The sequence below is a fragment of the Serratia sp. CoH_134_PS_4 genome (assembly GCF_058190535.1).
In genome coordinates, this window is record NZ_JBXWKI010000021.1 from 1 (window position 1) to 13,896 (window position 13,896).

9 protein-coding genes and 1 pseudogene are annotated in these 13,896 nt (G+C 47.1%); 6 read left to right on the forward strand and 4 right to left on the reverse strand.

The features are described 5' to 3' along the window. The first annotated feature begins 448 nt into the window (after positions 1–448). The 3 genes from AC2FCQ_RS23115 to AC2FCQ_RS23125 all read left to right on the forward strand — a co-directional run bounded on the left by AC2FCQ_RS23115 (position 449) and on the right by AC2FCQ_RS23125 (position 4,271). The gene (locus AC2FCQ_RS23115; RefSeq protein ID WP_490309098.1) at positions 449–2,446 is read left to right on the forward strand and encodes a BCCT family transporter; all 1,998 of its coding nucleotides are present in this window, start codon (positions 449–451) and stop codon (positions 2,444–2,446) included. A gap of 63 nt (positions 2,447–2,509) precedes the next feature. After that, on the forward strand, positions 2,510–3,787 hold the full coding sequence (locus AC2FCQ_RS23120; RefSeq protein WP_050296618.1) for a DUF2254 domain-containing protein: 1,278 nt from the start codon (positions 2,510–2,512) through the stop codon (positions 3,785–3,787). A 304-nt stretch (positions 3,788–4,091) separates the two neighbouring features. Further along, positions 4,092–4,271 (forward strand): hypothetical protein, encoded by a 180-nt coding sequence (locus AC2FCQ_RS23125; protein WP_490309110.1) that lies wholly within the window; start codon positions 4,092–4,094, stop codon positions 4,269–4,271. On the opposite strand, the pseudogene AC2FCQ_RS23130 reads toward AC2FCQ_RS23125, so the two are convergent. After that, positions 4,229–4,510, reverse strand: a pseudogene (locus AC2FCQ_RS23130) (IS6-like element IS26 family transposase); the annotation flags it as partial. The gene AC2FCQ_RS23125 and the pseudogene AC2FCQ_RS23130 sit on opposite strands and share 43 nt — an antisense overlap. Before the next feature lie 58 nt (positions 4,511–4,568). On the opposite strand from AC2FCQ_RS23130, the gene AC2FCQ_RS23135 reads away from it, so the two are divergent. Beyond that, positions 4,569–4,919, forward strand: coding sequence for a helix-turn-helix domain-containing protein (locus tag AC2FCQ_RS23135; RefSeq protein ID WP_326397101.1), 351 nt, complete (start codon positions 4,569–4,571; stop codon positions 4,917–4,919). Positions 4,920–5,250: 331 nt separating this feature from the next. On the opposite strand, the gene AC2FCQ_RS23140 is transcribed toward AC2FCQ_RS23135, so the two are convergent. The 3 genes from AC2FCQ_RS23140 to AC2FCQ_RS23150 all read right to left on the reverse strand — a co-directional run bounded on the left by AC2FCQ_RS23140 (position 5,251) and on the right by AC2FCQ_RS23150 (position 11,296). Further along, positions 5,251–8,373: an HsdR family type I site-specific deoxyribonuclease gene (locus AC2FCQ_RS23140; protein ID WP_490309099.1), complete on the reverse strand. Its 3,123-nt coding sequence runs from the start codon at positions 8,371–8,373 to the stop codon at positions 5,251–5,253. Between the two features lie 116 nt (positions 8,374–8,489). Further along, complete coding sequence (locus tag AC2FCQ_RS23145; RefSeq protein ID WP_490309100.1) at positions 8,490–9,743, reverse strand: restriction endonuclease subunit S; 1,254 nt, start codon at positions 9,741–9,743, stop codon at positions 8,490–8,492. Beyond that, positions 9,740–11,296 (reverse strand): type I restriction-modification system subunit M, encoded by a 1,557-nt coding sequence (locus AC2FCQ_RS23150; protein WP_490309101.1) that lies wholly within the window; start codon positions 11,294–11,296, stop codon positions 9,740–9,742. The genes AC2FCQ_RS23145 and AC2FCQ_RS23150 overlap by 4 nt, the downstream gene beginning before the upstream one ends. Positions 11,297–12,000: 704 nt before the next feature. Between AC2FCQ_RS23150 and AC2FCQ_RS23155 the strand changes: the two genes are divergently transcribed. Further along, a complete protein-coding gene (locus tag AC2FCQ_RS23155) occupies positions 12,001–12,369 on the forward strand; it encodes a hypothetical protein (RefSeq protein WP_032677090.1) in 369 nt (122 codons plus the stop codon). A 286-nt stretch (positions 12,370–12,655) separates the two neighbouring features. After that, positions 12,656–13,678, forward strand: a complete 1,023-nt coding sequence (locus tag AC2FCQ_RS23160; protein ID WP_032736818.1) for an IS110-like element IS5708 family transposase — start codon at positions 12,656–12,658, stop codon at positions 13,676–13,678. The last annotated feature ends 218 nt before the right edge of the window (positions 13,679–13,896 follow it).

The window sequence follows — 13,896 nt, forward strand, 5'->3', positions numbered from 1 at the left end:
CTGATAGAAACAGAAGCCACTGGAGCACCTCAAAAACACCATCATACACTAAATCAGTAAGTTGGCAGCATCACCGGCGATTGTTACTCGTTTTGGACAAGTCAGCCTGAAGTAAAATCAGCGACGAACCGGCACTGATTATTTGCATCCTGAACGTCTGTCCTTACCTCTGACATTGCGACCATCCTTAAAGCCCGCTTTACGCAACATCAGACGTTAGTAAGTCATTCTCAATATTGCTCTAATCAAAGTGAATCCCCAGATCTGATGCAATTTATGCAAATCAAATGCTCCAGAAGACGGCTGGCAGACTATCAACAGGATATCTGTATGGCCACTCTTGCACTCTGCATTCCGATTGACGCCGCATCGTAAGTTGAAGTTTGCTAATCTTTGAGATGTAGTACCCTCTATACAGTGCGGATTTTAATTAATGGAATAAATGATTATGAGTGAAAATGATACAATCCAAAAGAAGTCTAAAATCCAGATTAACAAAGCGGTATTCTTTACATCTGCTTTGTTAATTTTCCTTCTTGTCGCCTTTGCCGCTGTATTCCCGGATGTCGCCGACAAAAATTTTAAACTACTTCAGCAACAAATCTTCACGAATGCCAGCTGGTTCTACATCCTTGCAGTGGCCCTGATTCTACTGAGTGTCTCGTTCCTGGGACTCTCACGCTACGGTGATATCAAACTGGGTCCGGACCATGCGCAGCCTGATTTTAGCTATCACTCCTGGTTTGCGATGCTTTTCTCGGCAGGGATGGGGATCGGCCTGATGTTCTTTGGCGTTGCTGAACCTGTGATGCATTATCTTTCACCTCCTGTCGGCACTCCAGAGACCGTTGCGGCAGCGAAGGAAGCAATGCGCCTGACGTTCTTCCACTGGGGCCTGCACGCATGGGCAATCTATGCCATTGTGGCACTGATCCTGGCCTTTTTCAGTTACCGTCACGGTCTGCCTTTAACGCTGCGTTCCGCACTTTATCCCATTATTGGCGAGCGCATATACGGACCTGTAGGCCATGCGGTTGATATTTTCGCCGTTATTGGCACCGTCTTTGGCGTTGCGACATCGCTGGGGTACGGTGTTTTGCAGGTGAATGCTGGTTTGAATCATCTTTTCGGGGTGCCTATTAATGAAACGGTGCAGGTGATTCTAATCGTTGTCATCACTGGTTTAGCGACGATTTCGGTGGTGTCCGGCCTGGACAAGGGAATACGTATACTGTCTGAGCTCAACCTGGGCCTGGCAGTGCTGCTGCTGGCGCTGGTCCTGTGTCTGGGACCAACCGTGCTTCTGCTGAAGTCATTTGTGGAAAATACGGGCGGTTATCTTTCTGAACTGGTGAGTAAAACTTTTAACCTTTATGCGTATGAACCTAAGTCGAGCAACTGGCTGGGGGGCTGGACATTACTGTACTGGGGATGGTGGCTTTCATGGTCGCCGTTTGTGGGGATGTTCATCGCAAGAGTCTCGCGCGGTCGAACCATTCGCGAGTTTGTCACCGGCGTGCTGTTTGTTCCCGCCGGCTTCACGCTCATGTGGATGACGGTGTTTGGTAACAGCGCAATCTATCTCATTATGCACCAGGGGGCGGCTGATCTCGCCAATACCGTTCAGCAGGATGTCGCGCTGGCCCTGTTTAATTTCCTGGAGCATTTCCCGTTTTCTTCCGTGCTGTCATTTATTGCAATGGCGATGGTCATTGTCTTCTTTGTCACCTCGGCTGACTCCGGGGCAATGGTTGTTGATACGCTGGCATCGGGTGGCGTCGCTAACACGCCTGTATGGCAGCGAATTTTCTGGGCCTCGCTCATAGGGATTGTGGCAATCGCACTGCTGATTGCGGGGGGACTGAGCGCGCTGCAAACCGTGACAATAGCGAGCGCATTACCTTTCTCAGTGATTTTACTGATATCCATATACGGATTATTAAAAGCCCTGCGTCGGGATTTGACCAAGCGTGAAAGCCTGAGCATGGCGACTATTGCTCCGACTGCAGCGCGTAACCCGATTCCATGGCAGAGACGCTTGCGCAATATCGCTTATCTGCCAAAGCGCTCTCTTGTGAAACGCTTTATGGGCGACGTTATCCAGCCCGCCATGACGCTGGTTCAGGAAGAACTGAATAAACAGGGAACGATAAGCCATATAAGTGATACTGATGACGAACGAATTCGGCTTGAAGTCGATTTGGGCAATGAGCTGAACTTTATTTATGAAGTGAGACTTCGTGGCTATAACTCACCGGCTTTCGCCATGGCTGCAATGGACAATGACGAGCAGCAGGTTGAGCAACATCGATATTATCGCGCTGAGGTCTATCTGAAAGAAGGCGGTCAAAACTATGATGTGATGGGCTGGAATCAGGAACAGCTGATTAATGACATACTGGACCAGTACGAAAAACACCTGCACTTCCTGCACCTCGTTCGTTAATACAAAAATGCCGTCCTGCCGGGCGGCATTTATTTTCCCGAACTTAATACAAGGATATGCTGAATGATTTTACGCTGGCAATGTATTCTCAGGCAGACACTTAAAAAGCTATGGTTCAGGGCAACGTTATTTGCAATGGTAGCAATAATAACGGCCCTTTTATCTATTCTTTTTAGATCAATGATCCCAGAGTCAGTATCAGTGAAGGTTGGTGCGGAAGCAGTTGATAATATTCTGAACATACTGGCATCGAGTATGCTGGCGGTGACCACATTTTCACTGAGTATCATGGTCACCGCTTACGGTTCAGCCACTACTAATGTGACGCCCAGAGCCACGCGTTTAGTTGTAGAAGACGTAACCACACAAAATGTACTGGCCACTTTTATCGGTTCTTTTCTCTTCAGCCTGGTAGGGATTATTGCCCTCAATATGGGAGCCTACGGAGAAAGGGGTAGAGTCATTTTATTCATTGTAACACTGGTTGTCATTGCCTTAATAATCATCACATTGCTTCGCTGGATACAGCATTTGACCTCTCTGGGCAGGGTAGGTGAGACAACAGCAAAAGTAGAACAGGCGGCGATCGAGACATTTATTGCGAGAGCAAAAAGTCCATGTCTTGGCGGATATCCATGGCTTGAGAACAATGAACAACCAAAAGGAACTGTTGCCGTATATCCGGAGAAAATTGGCTATGTTGAATATATTGACATGGTCAAGCTCGGCAGTCTGCTGAGCAATGATCCTCGTCATGTATATCTTGTGGCGCAGCCAGGCAGTTTCATACATCCATCGATGCCAGTTTTGTACCTGAGTTCTGGTCAGGAGTCATCAATCTGTACCGATTTACTTGAAACGATCATTGTCTCGGATGTGCGTTCATTTGCTCAGGATCCCCGATTCTGTCTCAGCGTCATGGCCGAAATAGCCTGCAGGGCCCTTTCGCCCGCAGTAAACGATCCCGGTACTGCGATTGATGTCATTGGCAGAGGTGTTCGAATACTCTCCGCTTACGCGCAGAATAAAATAGATGAAACTGAAGTGATATATCCTTCAGTACATGTTGCGCCACTTCAGATCAAAGACCTACTGGAAGACTTTTTCTTACCTGTTGCACGTGATGGTGCGAGTATGAGGGAGATTCAGATAAGAGTCCTTAAAGGACTGTCTATGCTGAGTAAGGGTTGGCCTGGGATGTTTGCTGAAGCCGCACATATACTGGCATCTGAAACATTAGAGCATGCAACTCGTACTGGTCATATAGCCCATGACGAATATCTTATAAAATCAATTTATTATAATTTATTCAGTGGCGAAAATCCTAATAAAAAACCATAGTTGCGGGACAAAGGATTTGTCCTCTGGCAAGGTGAAAGCAAAGCATTCCAGTGAGAATGAGCGTCTACTTTGAGCTGTGATTTCAACTGATGGACGCAACACAATTATTGAACTCACAGCGTGAAGCGGACGTAGCTAATTTTGCACAGCCCTCGATTAGAAAATTTAAGAATCCAGCCTTCAATGGTGTCATGGCGACAGGCAATACCCCAGTCCAGTGGCATATGAAGCCACATTGTCGCTGCCGGGAATTTGTTTCACCCATTATCGCACCGGAAAACAGGCAGAAGACGAAGCAGCGCTTATGGCAGTGATCCTTGCAGATGCAATGAATGCCGGAGCCGAACGAATGGCACAGAGTTCACGGGATGTCACCATTCACCGGATGATGGTCATGGTGGAGCGTCATTTACGCGCTGCAATCTATGCATCTACCACCTCGGCCCGGTACAGATACGCCCAGCGGCCATTGACCTTCACGTAGGTTTCATCCATGTGCCACGGGCAAAGATCGGAAGGGTTACGCCAGTACCAGCGCAGCCGTTTTTCCATTTCAGGCGCATAACGCTGAACCCAGCGGTAAATCGTGGAGTGATCGACATTCACTCCGCGTTCAGCCAGCATCTCCTGCAGCTCACGGTAACTGATGCCGTATTTGCAGTACCAGCGTACGGCCCACAGAATGATGTCACGCTGAAAATGCCGGCCTTTGAATGGGTTCATGTGCAGCTCCATCAGCAAAAGGGGATGATAAGTTTATCACCACCGACTATTTGCAACAGTGCCGGGTCAAGTCATTACTTTACTCGACGACCTGAAGAAACGCGGAATAACTTTCATAGCCATCAAGGACAGAATAGACACAAATGCGCCAGTTATAGGGGAAATCTATACGCATCTGATGGCGATATTCTCTAGCTTTGAACGCAACCGCAATATTGAAAGAACGCGCTCAGGCCTTGCAGCTGCACGCGCAAGGGGCCGTGTGGGAGGGAGAAAACCGTCACTTTCTGAAGAAGATGTTAAACAAATTAGAATCTTACTTGCTGATCCTGAAATGACAGTTGGTGCAGTTGCTAAGCGCTTCAACGTTTCTCGCATGACTATTTATCGCTACACCACAAAATCATGAATGACCGCAGCATGGCGGTTTTATTTTCTTATGCCCGTCAGGGCATGGAAGGCGACCGCGCCGGACTTAACCGGCCACCGGCCGCAAATCGCCGGAAACCGCAACGCTGACCGGATCGCCCGGCCCAGCCCCCTCCCTGTGTATTCGCATGTATCTGATCCCCCATTCGCAAATCAGTTGATCACTCACTCGCAAATTACTTGATCACCTCCAGCAGGAAGTTTGCATCACTTCAGGGAGCGAATAATTGTATCTCAGGTACCTGTTGTCGCAGGGTGTTGTAATTCATGTCTTTTACAAAAATCAGGAGGCCGCAGCCTCCTGAACAACATCAGATCCTTCCACCCACCCCTTTGAACTTATCAATGAATGCTGAGACCTTCTGAAACACCGTCTTTTTCTTGGTTTTATACTGTGGATTTAGCGGACTGAGTTTCGGTAACGCTTCATTCAGAGCCGTCCCGTTTTCAGTGGCATATTCACGCTTGAGTGACGCACTGATATAACGCCTGGCAGCATCGTGATTGAGATTCTCTTCCTGAATCAATGCCTCCGCTTCCCGCTGCTGAGCGGCCTGAGCGAAGGTGTAGAACTGCTCTATCACGGACTCTTTATTCGGCAGGTTATCTATATCTGTCTGCCCGATAAATTCCAGCATCAGCCCTTCTTTCGCCCGGTTCCCCAGACTGGCACGGATAAGCCGGGTGACCTCTTCCTTCAGTGTCTCTTTGTTCGGGTGCTGTTTGTTGTATTCAAAAATCAGTTCAAGAATGTAATCGAGATTGATTTCCTGAGACTTCAGCAAGTCAACTTCAAACACCACGTCATCCCAGCTGACTGTCGTATTGCCCTTCACATTACTTTCGCGCTCCTTGCGCTGCCAGTCACGGATATCGTTGTAGCTTGAACGATAGTCCTGTACTTCTCGTTCGGAAGGTAACCGGATGGACTGGAGTGCTGCCAGTTTTTCATCATCAAGGAAATGTTCAGCCTTAAAAGCGTCAACGGCGGCAGGGTCACTGATATCCACTGTCTGAATCGCTCTCAGTGCCGTGAACTCATCGTAGTTTTGCAGAATATTTTCAGCCCGCAGGTATTCGCCAAACAGTTTGATGAAGGCTTTTTTCTCTTTTTCAGAAGTGATATCTGCCGGGTCAGGAAAGCGGGTCTCCAGCTCACGGACAATATCGATAAAACCACGACGTGTTTCACCCGTGACTGCATCAGTGAAGCCTTCCATGTATTCGGTATAGCTTTTCTCCATGACCACACTTTTGGTGTTGCTCTTCCCGAACAGGGTAATGGCATCAATGGTGGCCTGCTCTAAGTCCCGAAACGTGACGATATTACCAAAGGTTTTCGTGGCGTTATAAATCCGGTTGGTACGCGAGAATGCCTGCATCAGCCCGTGATAACGCAGGTTCTTATCGACAAACAACGTGTTCAGTGCCGGAGCATCGAAGCCGGTCAGGAACATACCCACTACAATCAGCAGGTCCACTTCCTGAGACTTAACCCGTTTAGCCAGGTCGCGGTAGTAATCCTGAAAACCGTTGCCATCAGTGCTGAAATTCATTTTAAAGGCGGCGTTATAGTCAGCGATGGCAGATTCCAGAAACTCACGGGAGCCTGGGTTCATCTCTGAGGTATCAATACTCTCATCGTTAATATCACCGATAGCATCCTGTGCTTCATTGGCAGCATACGAGAAAATGGTCGCAACCGTCAGGGGCTTATAACTGCTGTCCTGCTCAGCCCTTAACTTCTGGATGTGTCTGAAGGATTCATAGTAGGCTTTGGCGGCATCGACGCTACTGACGGCGAACATAGCGTTAAAGCCCTTAGCGCCGGGGAAAGCCCGATGGGTCTTTTGCCGGAAGTGCTGAAGGATGTAGTTTGTAACCTCCGCAATCCGCATAGGGTGCAGCAGGGCATGTTTATTTTCAGCGGCAGTGATTTTCTTCTCGTCTGTCTCGGTTTCTATGGCCTTAAATTGCGGACGCACATCATTGTAATCCACCTTAAATTTCAGGACTTTTTCATCACGGATGGCATCGGTGATGATATAGGCATGCAACTCATTACCAAATACACTGGCAGTATCTTCCGCGCCCAGCGCATTTTTACCGGCAAAAATCGGTGTGCCTGTGAAACCAAACTGATAAAAACGTTTAAATTTCTTCTTCAGGTTTTTCTGGGCTTCCCCGAACTGGCTGCGATGACATTCATCAAAAATAAAGACGACCTGTTTCTGGTAGACGGCTAAATCTGCATCCCCCTTCATCAGGTTATTCAGCTTCTGGATAGTCGTGACAATGATTTTATTGTCATCTTTATCGATATTACGTTTCAGTCCCGCGGTGCTGTCAGAGCCGTTGACGCTGTCCGGTGAGAAACGCTGATACTCTTTCATGGTCTGATAATCGAGGTCTTTGCGGTCAACCACAAAGAAGACTTTATCGATGAAATCCAGTTCAGTTGCGAGTCGGGCGGCTTTAAAACTGGTCAGGGTTTTTCCTGAGCCTGTCGTATGCCAGATAAACCCGCCTCCGTCAGTGCTGCTCCATTTCTTTGACTGAAACGCACTGTTAATTTTCCAGAGGATGCGTTCAGTGGCTGCAATCTGGTAGGGGCGCATAATCAGCAGTGTGTCGCTGGTATCAAATACCGAGTAATTAAACAGGATATTCAGCAGGGTATGTTTCTGGAAGAACGTGGCCGTAAAGTCTCTCAGGTCTTTAATCAGTGTATTGTCAGACCGCGCCCAGTTCATGGTGAAATCGAAACTGTTTTTATCCCGCTTTGTGGTATTGGCAAAGTAACGGGTATCCGTCCCATTAGAAATCACAAACACCTGAAGGAACTTGAATAACGAGTTTTCGCTGTTAAAACTCTCTTTGCTGTAGCGGTGTATCTGGTTAAAGGCTTCCCGAATCGCCACACCACGCTTCTTCAGTTCAACCTGTACCAGTGGCAGCCCATTGACCAGTATCGTGACGTCATAGCGATTGGCATGCGCTCCCGTCTGTTCAAACTGCTGGATAACCTGCAACTTATTGCGAATAAGGTTTTTCTTGTCGATAAGACTGATATTTTCAAGACGACCATCATCAAAAGTGAAATCACAAATGTAGTTATCATGAATCTTACGGGTTTTATCGATAAGAGTATCACTGGGGTTATCGAGATAACCCTCAGTAAAGCGCCGCCATTCACTTTCAGAAAAGGTGACATTATTCAGGTTTTGTAGCTGAACGCGGACATTGGTCAGCATCGCCTGCTGTGATGTGAGGTCAGGTACAAATTCGTAGCCCTGATTACGCAAATCCTGAATCAGCTCGCGCTCAAGGTCCGATTCGCTCTGGTAGCTGTCACCGGTCTCCAGAATTTTGGTGAATTTATCAAGGACGATAAAGTTATTGGATTCAGCAATGGTGTGTGTCTGTTGTGCCATGGTGCATCCTGTGCGTCATCTGGTAAAGCCCGGAAGGGTATCAGAAGCATCTTCCGGTATTCGTAAAGCCTGATACCGGGCGGGTGAGAACAAACCCTGCCGGTATCAATGGTCCGTCAGTTGCTGGCGGTTTCTGATCTCGGGAAGCTGAACAATAACTCACGATAGTACTCGTACTGTTTCTGGCGCAGCTCGATTTCACGAGGAAGGCCTTCGTTGATGGAGTTGGTTAACGTATCGAATTTATCTAAAATACGAACGATTTTTTCTTGTGCATTCACACTTGGAATCGGTACAGTTAATTGATGTAATTTACTACCCTTTATGCCTTTCACAGTTGAACCAGTAGCCGTATTCATTAACTTCTCTTGAAACTGAGAGCCTAATAAATAGTGTTTTAAAAACGAATTGGATAAATTTTTATCTTTACTACGATATTTGATAACCCTTTGAGCTAAAGCTATATTTTCATTGTCTACTTGAGCTACAAAACCACAAGGCGCTTCAGTAGTAATTAAAATATCACCAATTTTTGCAGTTCCCCTCCGCATAACAATCGAGTAATCACTTTTTGAAATGAATTCTTGTGATAACGTATAGTCAATAAATCCCATCCTAATATTTTTTGCAGTTACTAAGAATATTCCTTCGGATGTTTTTCTTGGGGTTTTCCCCCTATAATCTACATAATCGCAAGCATCAATTAACGTCTTCCACTCAACTTCCCCCTCATCAAAACTCAACAACTGGTCACGATAGTAGTTGTACTGTTTTTTACGTGCGGTAAGCTCAGCGGTAAGCTCAGCGGTAAGGGCGGTAAATTTATCCAGAATCCGCACGATTTCAGACTGGATGGCAAGAGACTTTTCAGGATTTTCCGGGCAGGGGACAGGGATTAAAAATTTTTTGAATCCATCCATATCAACAGACGCAAAACTGGACATCGTTGTGTTTTTTCGGCACCACTCAGCCAAAGAAAAACAGTAGTAAAATAAAAATTTAATATCAAAGCAATCTACATAAGACTCTTTTAAAGCCAAACATGTAAACCTTTGATTGGCTAGATGAGGTACAGTGATTAAAGCATGCTCACCAATTGTTGCTGACGTTGATATTAATATTGAATTTTCAGGAAATAGTTTCCCCCCTTTTACGGCGCAGGATGAAATTCTTTGAAGTGAATTCCCTAGAATTCTACCATTTTCACGTATGTCATCCATTCTAAACCAAGGTATATCACCATTCTCCCAAAATTCTTTTTTAGTTTTAGACGGTGTATAACCATTCCTTAAGTTGAATACTTTTGAGAGTGACAACCACTCAACCTCAACCCCATCCAGCAATTTTTCCAGATAACTCATCTCGCTCATTTCTGCACCTCGCAGCCTTCAATTTCAGCCACAATCGCATCAATATCTTTGCGCAACTGGTCGATTTTGCTGACCGTGGTTTTCAGCTCTGCATTCAACTCAGCAATATTGATTATTTCGCGGTTATCTTTCGCTTCCACATAGCTGCTCACTGACAGGTTATAGTCATTCGCTACAATGGTTTCAAACGCGACAGATTTTGCCAGATGAGCAACATCTTCCTTGCTGGCAAATACCTGCATAATCTGGTCGATATGGGCATCGGTCAGGATATTGTTGTTAGTCTCTTTTTTGAACAGTTCGCTGGCGTCAATAAACTGAACGCGGGTATCTGTTTTGTGCTTGGACAGCACCAGAATGTTAACGGCAATAGTGGTGCCGAAGAACAGGTTTGGCGCGAGTGAAATCACCGTTTCAACATAATTACTGTCAACCAGATATTTACGGATTTTCTGCTCCGCACCGCCACGGTAAAAAATGCCAGGGAAACAGACAATCGCGGCACGACCTTTTGCAGAAAGATAGTTCAGCGCATGTAGTACAAACGCAAAGTCAGCTTTTGATTTCGGGGCCAGTACGCCAGCAGGAGCAAAGCGGTCATCGTTAATCAGTGTCGGGTCATCACTGCCCACCCATTTCACGGAGTATGGCGGGTTAGACACAATCGCATCAAACGGCTTCTCGTCTTTAAATTCAGGAGCCAGTAATGTGTTCCCTAACCGGATATCAAACTTGTCGTAGTTGATGTTGTGCAGGAACATATTCATACGAGCCAGGTTAAAGGTCGTATGGTTAATCTCCTGACCAAAGAAACCGTCCTCGATAATGTGATTATCAAAGTGTTTCTTGGCCTGAAGCAGCAGAGAACCTGAACCGGCCGCAGGGTCATAGATTTTATTGACGGAGGTCTGTCCGTGCATGGCCAGCTGAGCAATCAGCTTAGAGACATGCTGCGGGGTAAAGAACTCCCCGCCGGACTTACCCGCATTGGCGGCATAATTGGATATCAGAAACTCATAGGCATCACCGAACAGGTCAATCTGATGGGCACCAAAATCCCCGAGAGATAATCCTTCAACGCCTTTCAGTACCGCAGCAAGCCGAATATTTTTCTCTTTAACGGTACTGCCCAGCCGGTTACTGGTTGTATCAAAATCAGCAAACAACCCCTTAATGTCGGCTTCTGACGGATAACCGGATGCAGAGCTTTCAATCGCGACAAAGATACTGTTTAAATCAGCATTCAGACGGTCATTCGTATTGGCACGCTTTGCCACATTACAGAACAGCTGGCTTGGGGCGATAAAATACCCCTTCGTTCTGACCGCATCGTCCTTAATCTCATCACCAATATCACTGTCAGACATTCCGGCATACTGAACACTGTCATCACCGGCTTCGATGTAATTGGTGAAGTTCTCACTGATAAAACGGTAAAACAGCGCCCCTAAGACGTATTGTTTAAAGTCCCATCCGTCAACGGCACCGCGAACCTCGTTCGCAATAGCCCATATCTGACGGTGTAATTCGGCGCGTTGTTGCAGGCTGGTCATCTGCGTTTTCCTGATTAATAGAATGTGTTGCCCACGGTTTGGTAGGTAGATTAAATCACTAATAGGATTAGTATATTACGATTATGCGGACATTGTGAGAACTATAGAGTCGACTGTTAATCATTGATGATTTTTGAGCAGGTGACTGAATTTTTGTTGGGCAATCAGGTAATTTGCGAACGCTGATCAGATAAAATGTGAAAGGGGCTCCAAATCAGATGCAATTACGCACCTCCCTGCAAAGCCCTAATCTCGCTCACCGCCACGCAACTGCCGCACGTCCCCCACGGGGGTGCGTAGTGGGCGCCGCGCGCCTGCGCGCGGGAACGGCGGCCCGCCTTCGGGTCGCGGCGCCGTACTGCGCGTTAGCGGCCGCACGCGGCCGGTTACGGGGGACACTCCGCCATACGACCAGCGACCCGCTGAGCTGCACAATCCACGGATAACACAAGCTACATACATGTCGATATGGGAATCGGCCCACCTTGCCGGGCGAGGCTGCCGCGTGGGAATCGGCCCACCTTGCCGGGCGCCGCTGCCGCGTGGGAATCGGCCCACCTGGGGTCCGCTTGGAAAAAGGAAATTATCCTACGCTAAGCGCATTTTTTGCACAGATGGCTACCGACTGAACGTAACGTGTGAGTCATGATCAGAAATGTGTTAACTCTAGGAATTGACACGACTTACTGTTTGATGGGGAAATCATGTTTAGCTATCTCAAGGCTATGTATCATCAATCAAAAATTCAGGCTGAACTCAAGGTACAGATACATGAACAAACTACGGTTAATGCTATCTGTCATCACCCTGAATCAATCGAGATCATTGCGGTTTGTTCGACTGATGCGTATTACCGAAAACGTAAGGACGCTGCTTTTCTGACAACCTGTTCTGTGCTCATGCGTACTTTAAAAGATGAATCCGTACCGATGGTACTACGGAAAACAGCATGGCGATTATTGAACGAAAGATACCAACGAATTAAGTTAAATCAGGCTTATAGGATAGAAAATTTCTTGCTTGTTGCCGATTTTGAATATGCTCTCGAAGAACATGATGAACTAGCAGAGTAGTACTAGTGAGGCGATGAATACCGACAGTTAACGTGCATGTGACTTAAACGTCCGAAACCGAACGATTACGTACACCATGCCGTTGATCTGTCCGAAAGTAGGCAAAACCAGAAACGGACAGCCTGACAGTTCCGTACATCCCTTGCGGTCAGGGGTTTCCGATCAATGGAACGAAATCACCCGTTAAGCTTGAAAAGCTTAACGAATGGAAGGGACTTCCCCTGGATATGCGCCTGGTTAACTTTCATGCAATCATGGGATAAACATTGACCCAGAGGGATTCGTTATGACCATCACCACTGTCGGTATCGATCTTGCTAAAAATGTGTTTGCTGTTCACTGCGTTGACCAAAATGGTAAAGCAGTTCTGGTTAAACCCAAGGTGTCGCGTGCAGCACTTTCTGAACTCATCGCAGGTTTACCTCCCTGTGTCATTGGAATGGAAGCCTGCTCGGGTGCCCACTATTGGGCAAGATTATTCAGGCAGTATGGCCATGATGTCCGGTTGATGGCACCGAAATTTGTCTCACCCTATCGCATGGCGGGTAAGACCGGGAAAAATGATGCAGCTGATGCAATAGCTATTTGTGAGGCTGTGCAGCGGCCGCACATGCGCTTTGTACCCGTCAAAGACGAAAGCCAGCAGGCAATGCAATGCTTACATAGGACAAGACAGGGATTTATTCAGGAAAGAACAGCGACGTATAACCGTCTTCGGGGGTTGGTATCTGAATTCGGGGTTATTGCCCCACAAAGCACTGATGCTCTGCGTCATGCTGTTTCTGACCAGAAGGAAACTCTGCCAGTACAGGTCAGGCTGTGCATTGATGATCTATTAGCACATGTCACTAATATTGAAGAGAAAATCGCCGAATATGACAGGGTGTTATCTCGTGTTGCCAAAACAGATCATCGCAGCCAGCAGTTAATGGAACTGAAAGGTATTGGGCCCACAACGGCGAGTGCGCTGGTCGCCAGTATTGGCAATGCCCATGATTTTAAGAACGGGCGCCAACTGGCAGCCTGGTTGGGGCTAACGCCATCACAATACAGTAGTGGCGGAAAATCAAAGCTTGGCAGGATAACAAAAGCGGGTGATGCCTACCTGCGAACCCTGCTGGTCCAGGGAGCCCGTTCTGTTATGGTAGGGGCAGAGAATAGAACGGACTCGTTTAGCCGTTGGGTCTGCTCGTTGATTGGTAGGCGGGGATACTGGCGTGCTGTCGTTGCAATCGCCGCCAAGAATGCGAGGTTGTGCTGGGCATCATTACATTACGGCGATGACTTCAGACTGTATTCAACAACGTGAAAAATTAAACTGAGTAGTAACTGAACTGTAACTCGTTGATGGTAAAGGGTTAGACCCCCGTGAGAAGTATCTGCATATCCTACTGGATATCACTATCCGATTAACGAAGGAGGATCTCACGAGCGTCTTTCATCAGGGTCCGAATCAATAGCGATTCAGCGTGACCGTTTATAGTAGTGCAGTCTCATCCCTTGCCTTTCATTGATGAACAGCCAGAA

Coding starts and splice junctions, on each gene's coding strand:
- AC2FCQ_RS23115 (WP_490309098.1), top strand. CDS start 449: ATGAGTGAAAATGATACAATCCAAAAGAAGTCTAAAATCCAGATTAAC.
- AC2FCQ_RS23120 (WP_050296618.1), top strand. CDS start 2,510: ATGATTTTACGCTGGCAATGTATTCTCAGGCAGACACTTAAAAAGCTA.
- AC2FCQ_RS23125 (WP_490309110.1), top strand. CDS start 4,092: ATGGCAGTGATCCTTGCAGATGCAATGAATGCCGGAGCCGAACGAATG.
- AC2FCQ_RS23140 (WP_490309099.1), bottom strand. CDS start 8,373: ATGGCACAACAGACACACACCATTGCTGAATCCAATAACTTTATCGTC.
- AC2FCQ_RS23145 (WP_490309100.1), bottom strand. CDS start 9,743: ATGAGCGAGATGAGTTATCTGGAAAAATTGCTGGATGGGGTTGAGGTT.
- AC2FCQ_RS23150 (WP_490309101.1), bottom strand. CDS start 11,296: ATGACCAGCCTGCAACAACGCGCCGAATTACACCGTCAGATATGGGCT.
- AC2FCQ_RS23155 (WP_032677090.1), top strand. CDS start 12,001: ATGTTTAGCTATCTCAAGGCTATGTATCATCAATCAAAAATTCAGGCT.
- AC2FCQ_RS23160 (WP_032736818.1), top strand. CDS start 12,656: ATGACCATCACCACTGTCGGTATCGATCTTGCTAAAAATGTGTTTGCT.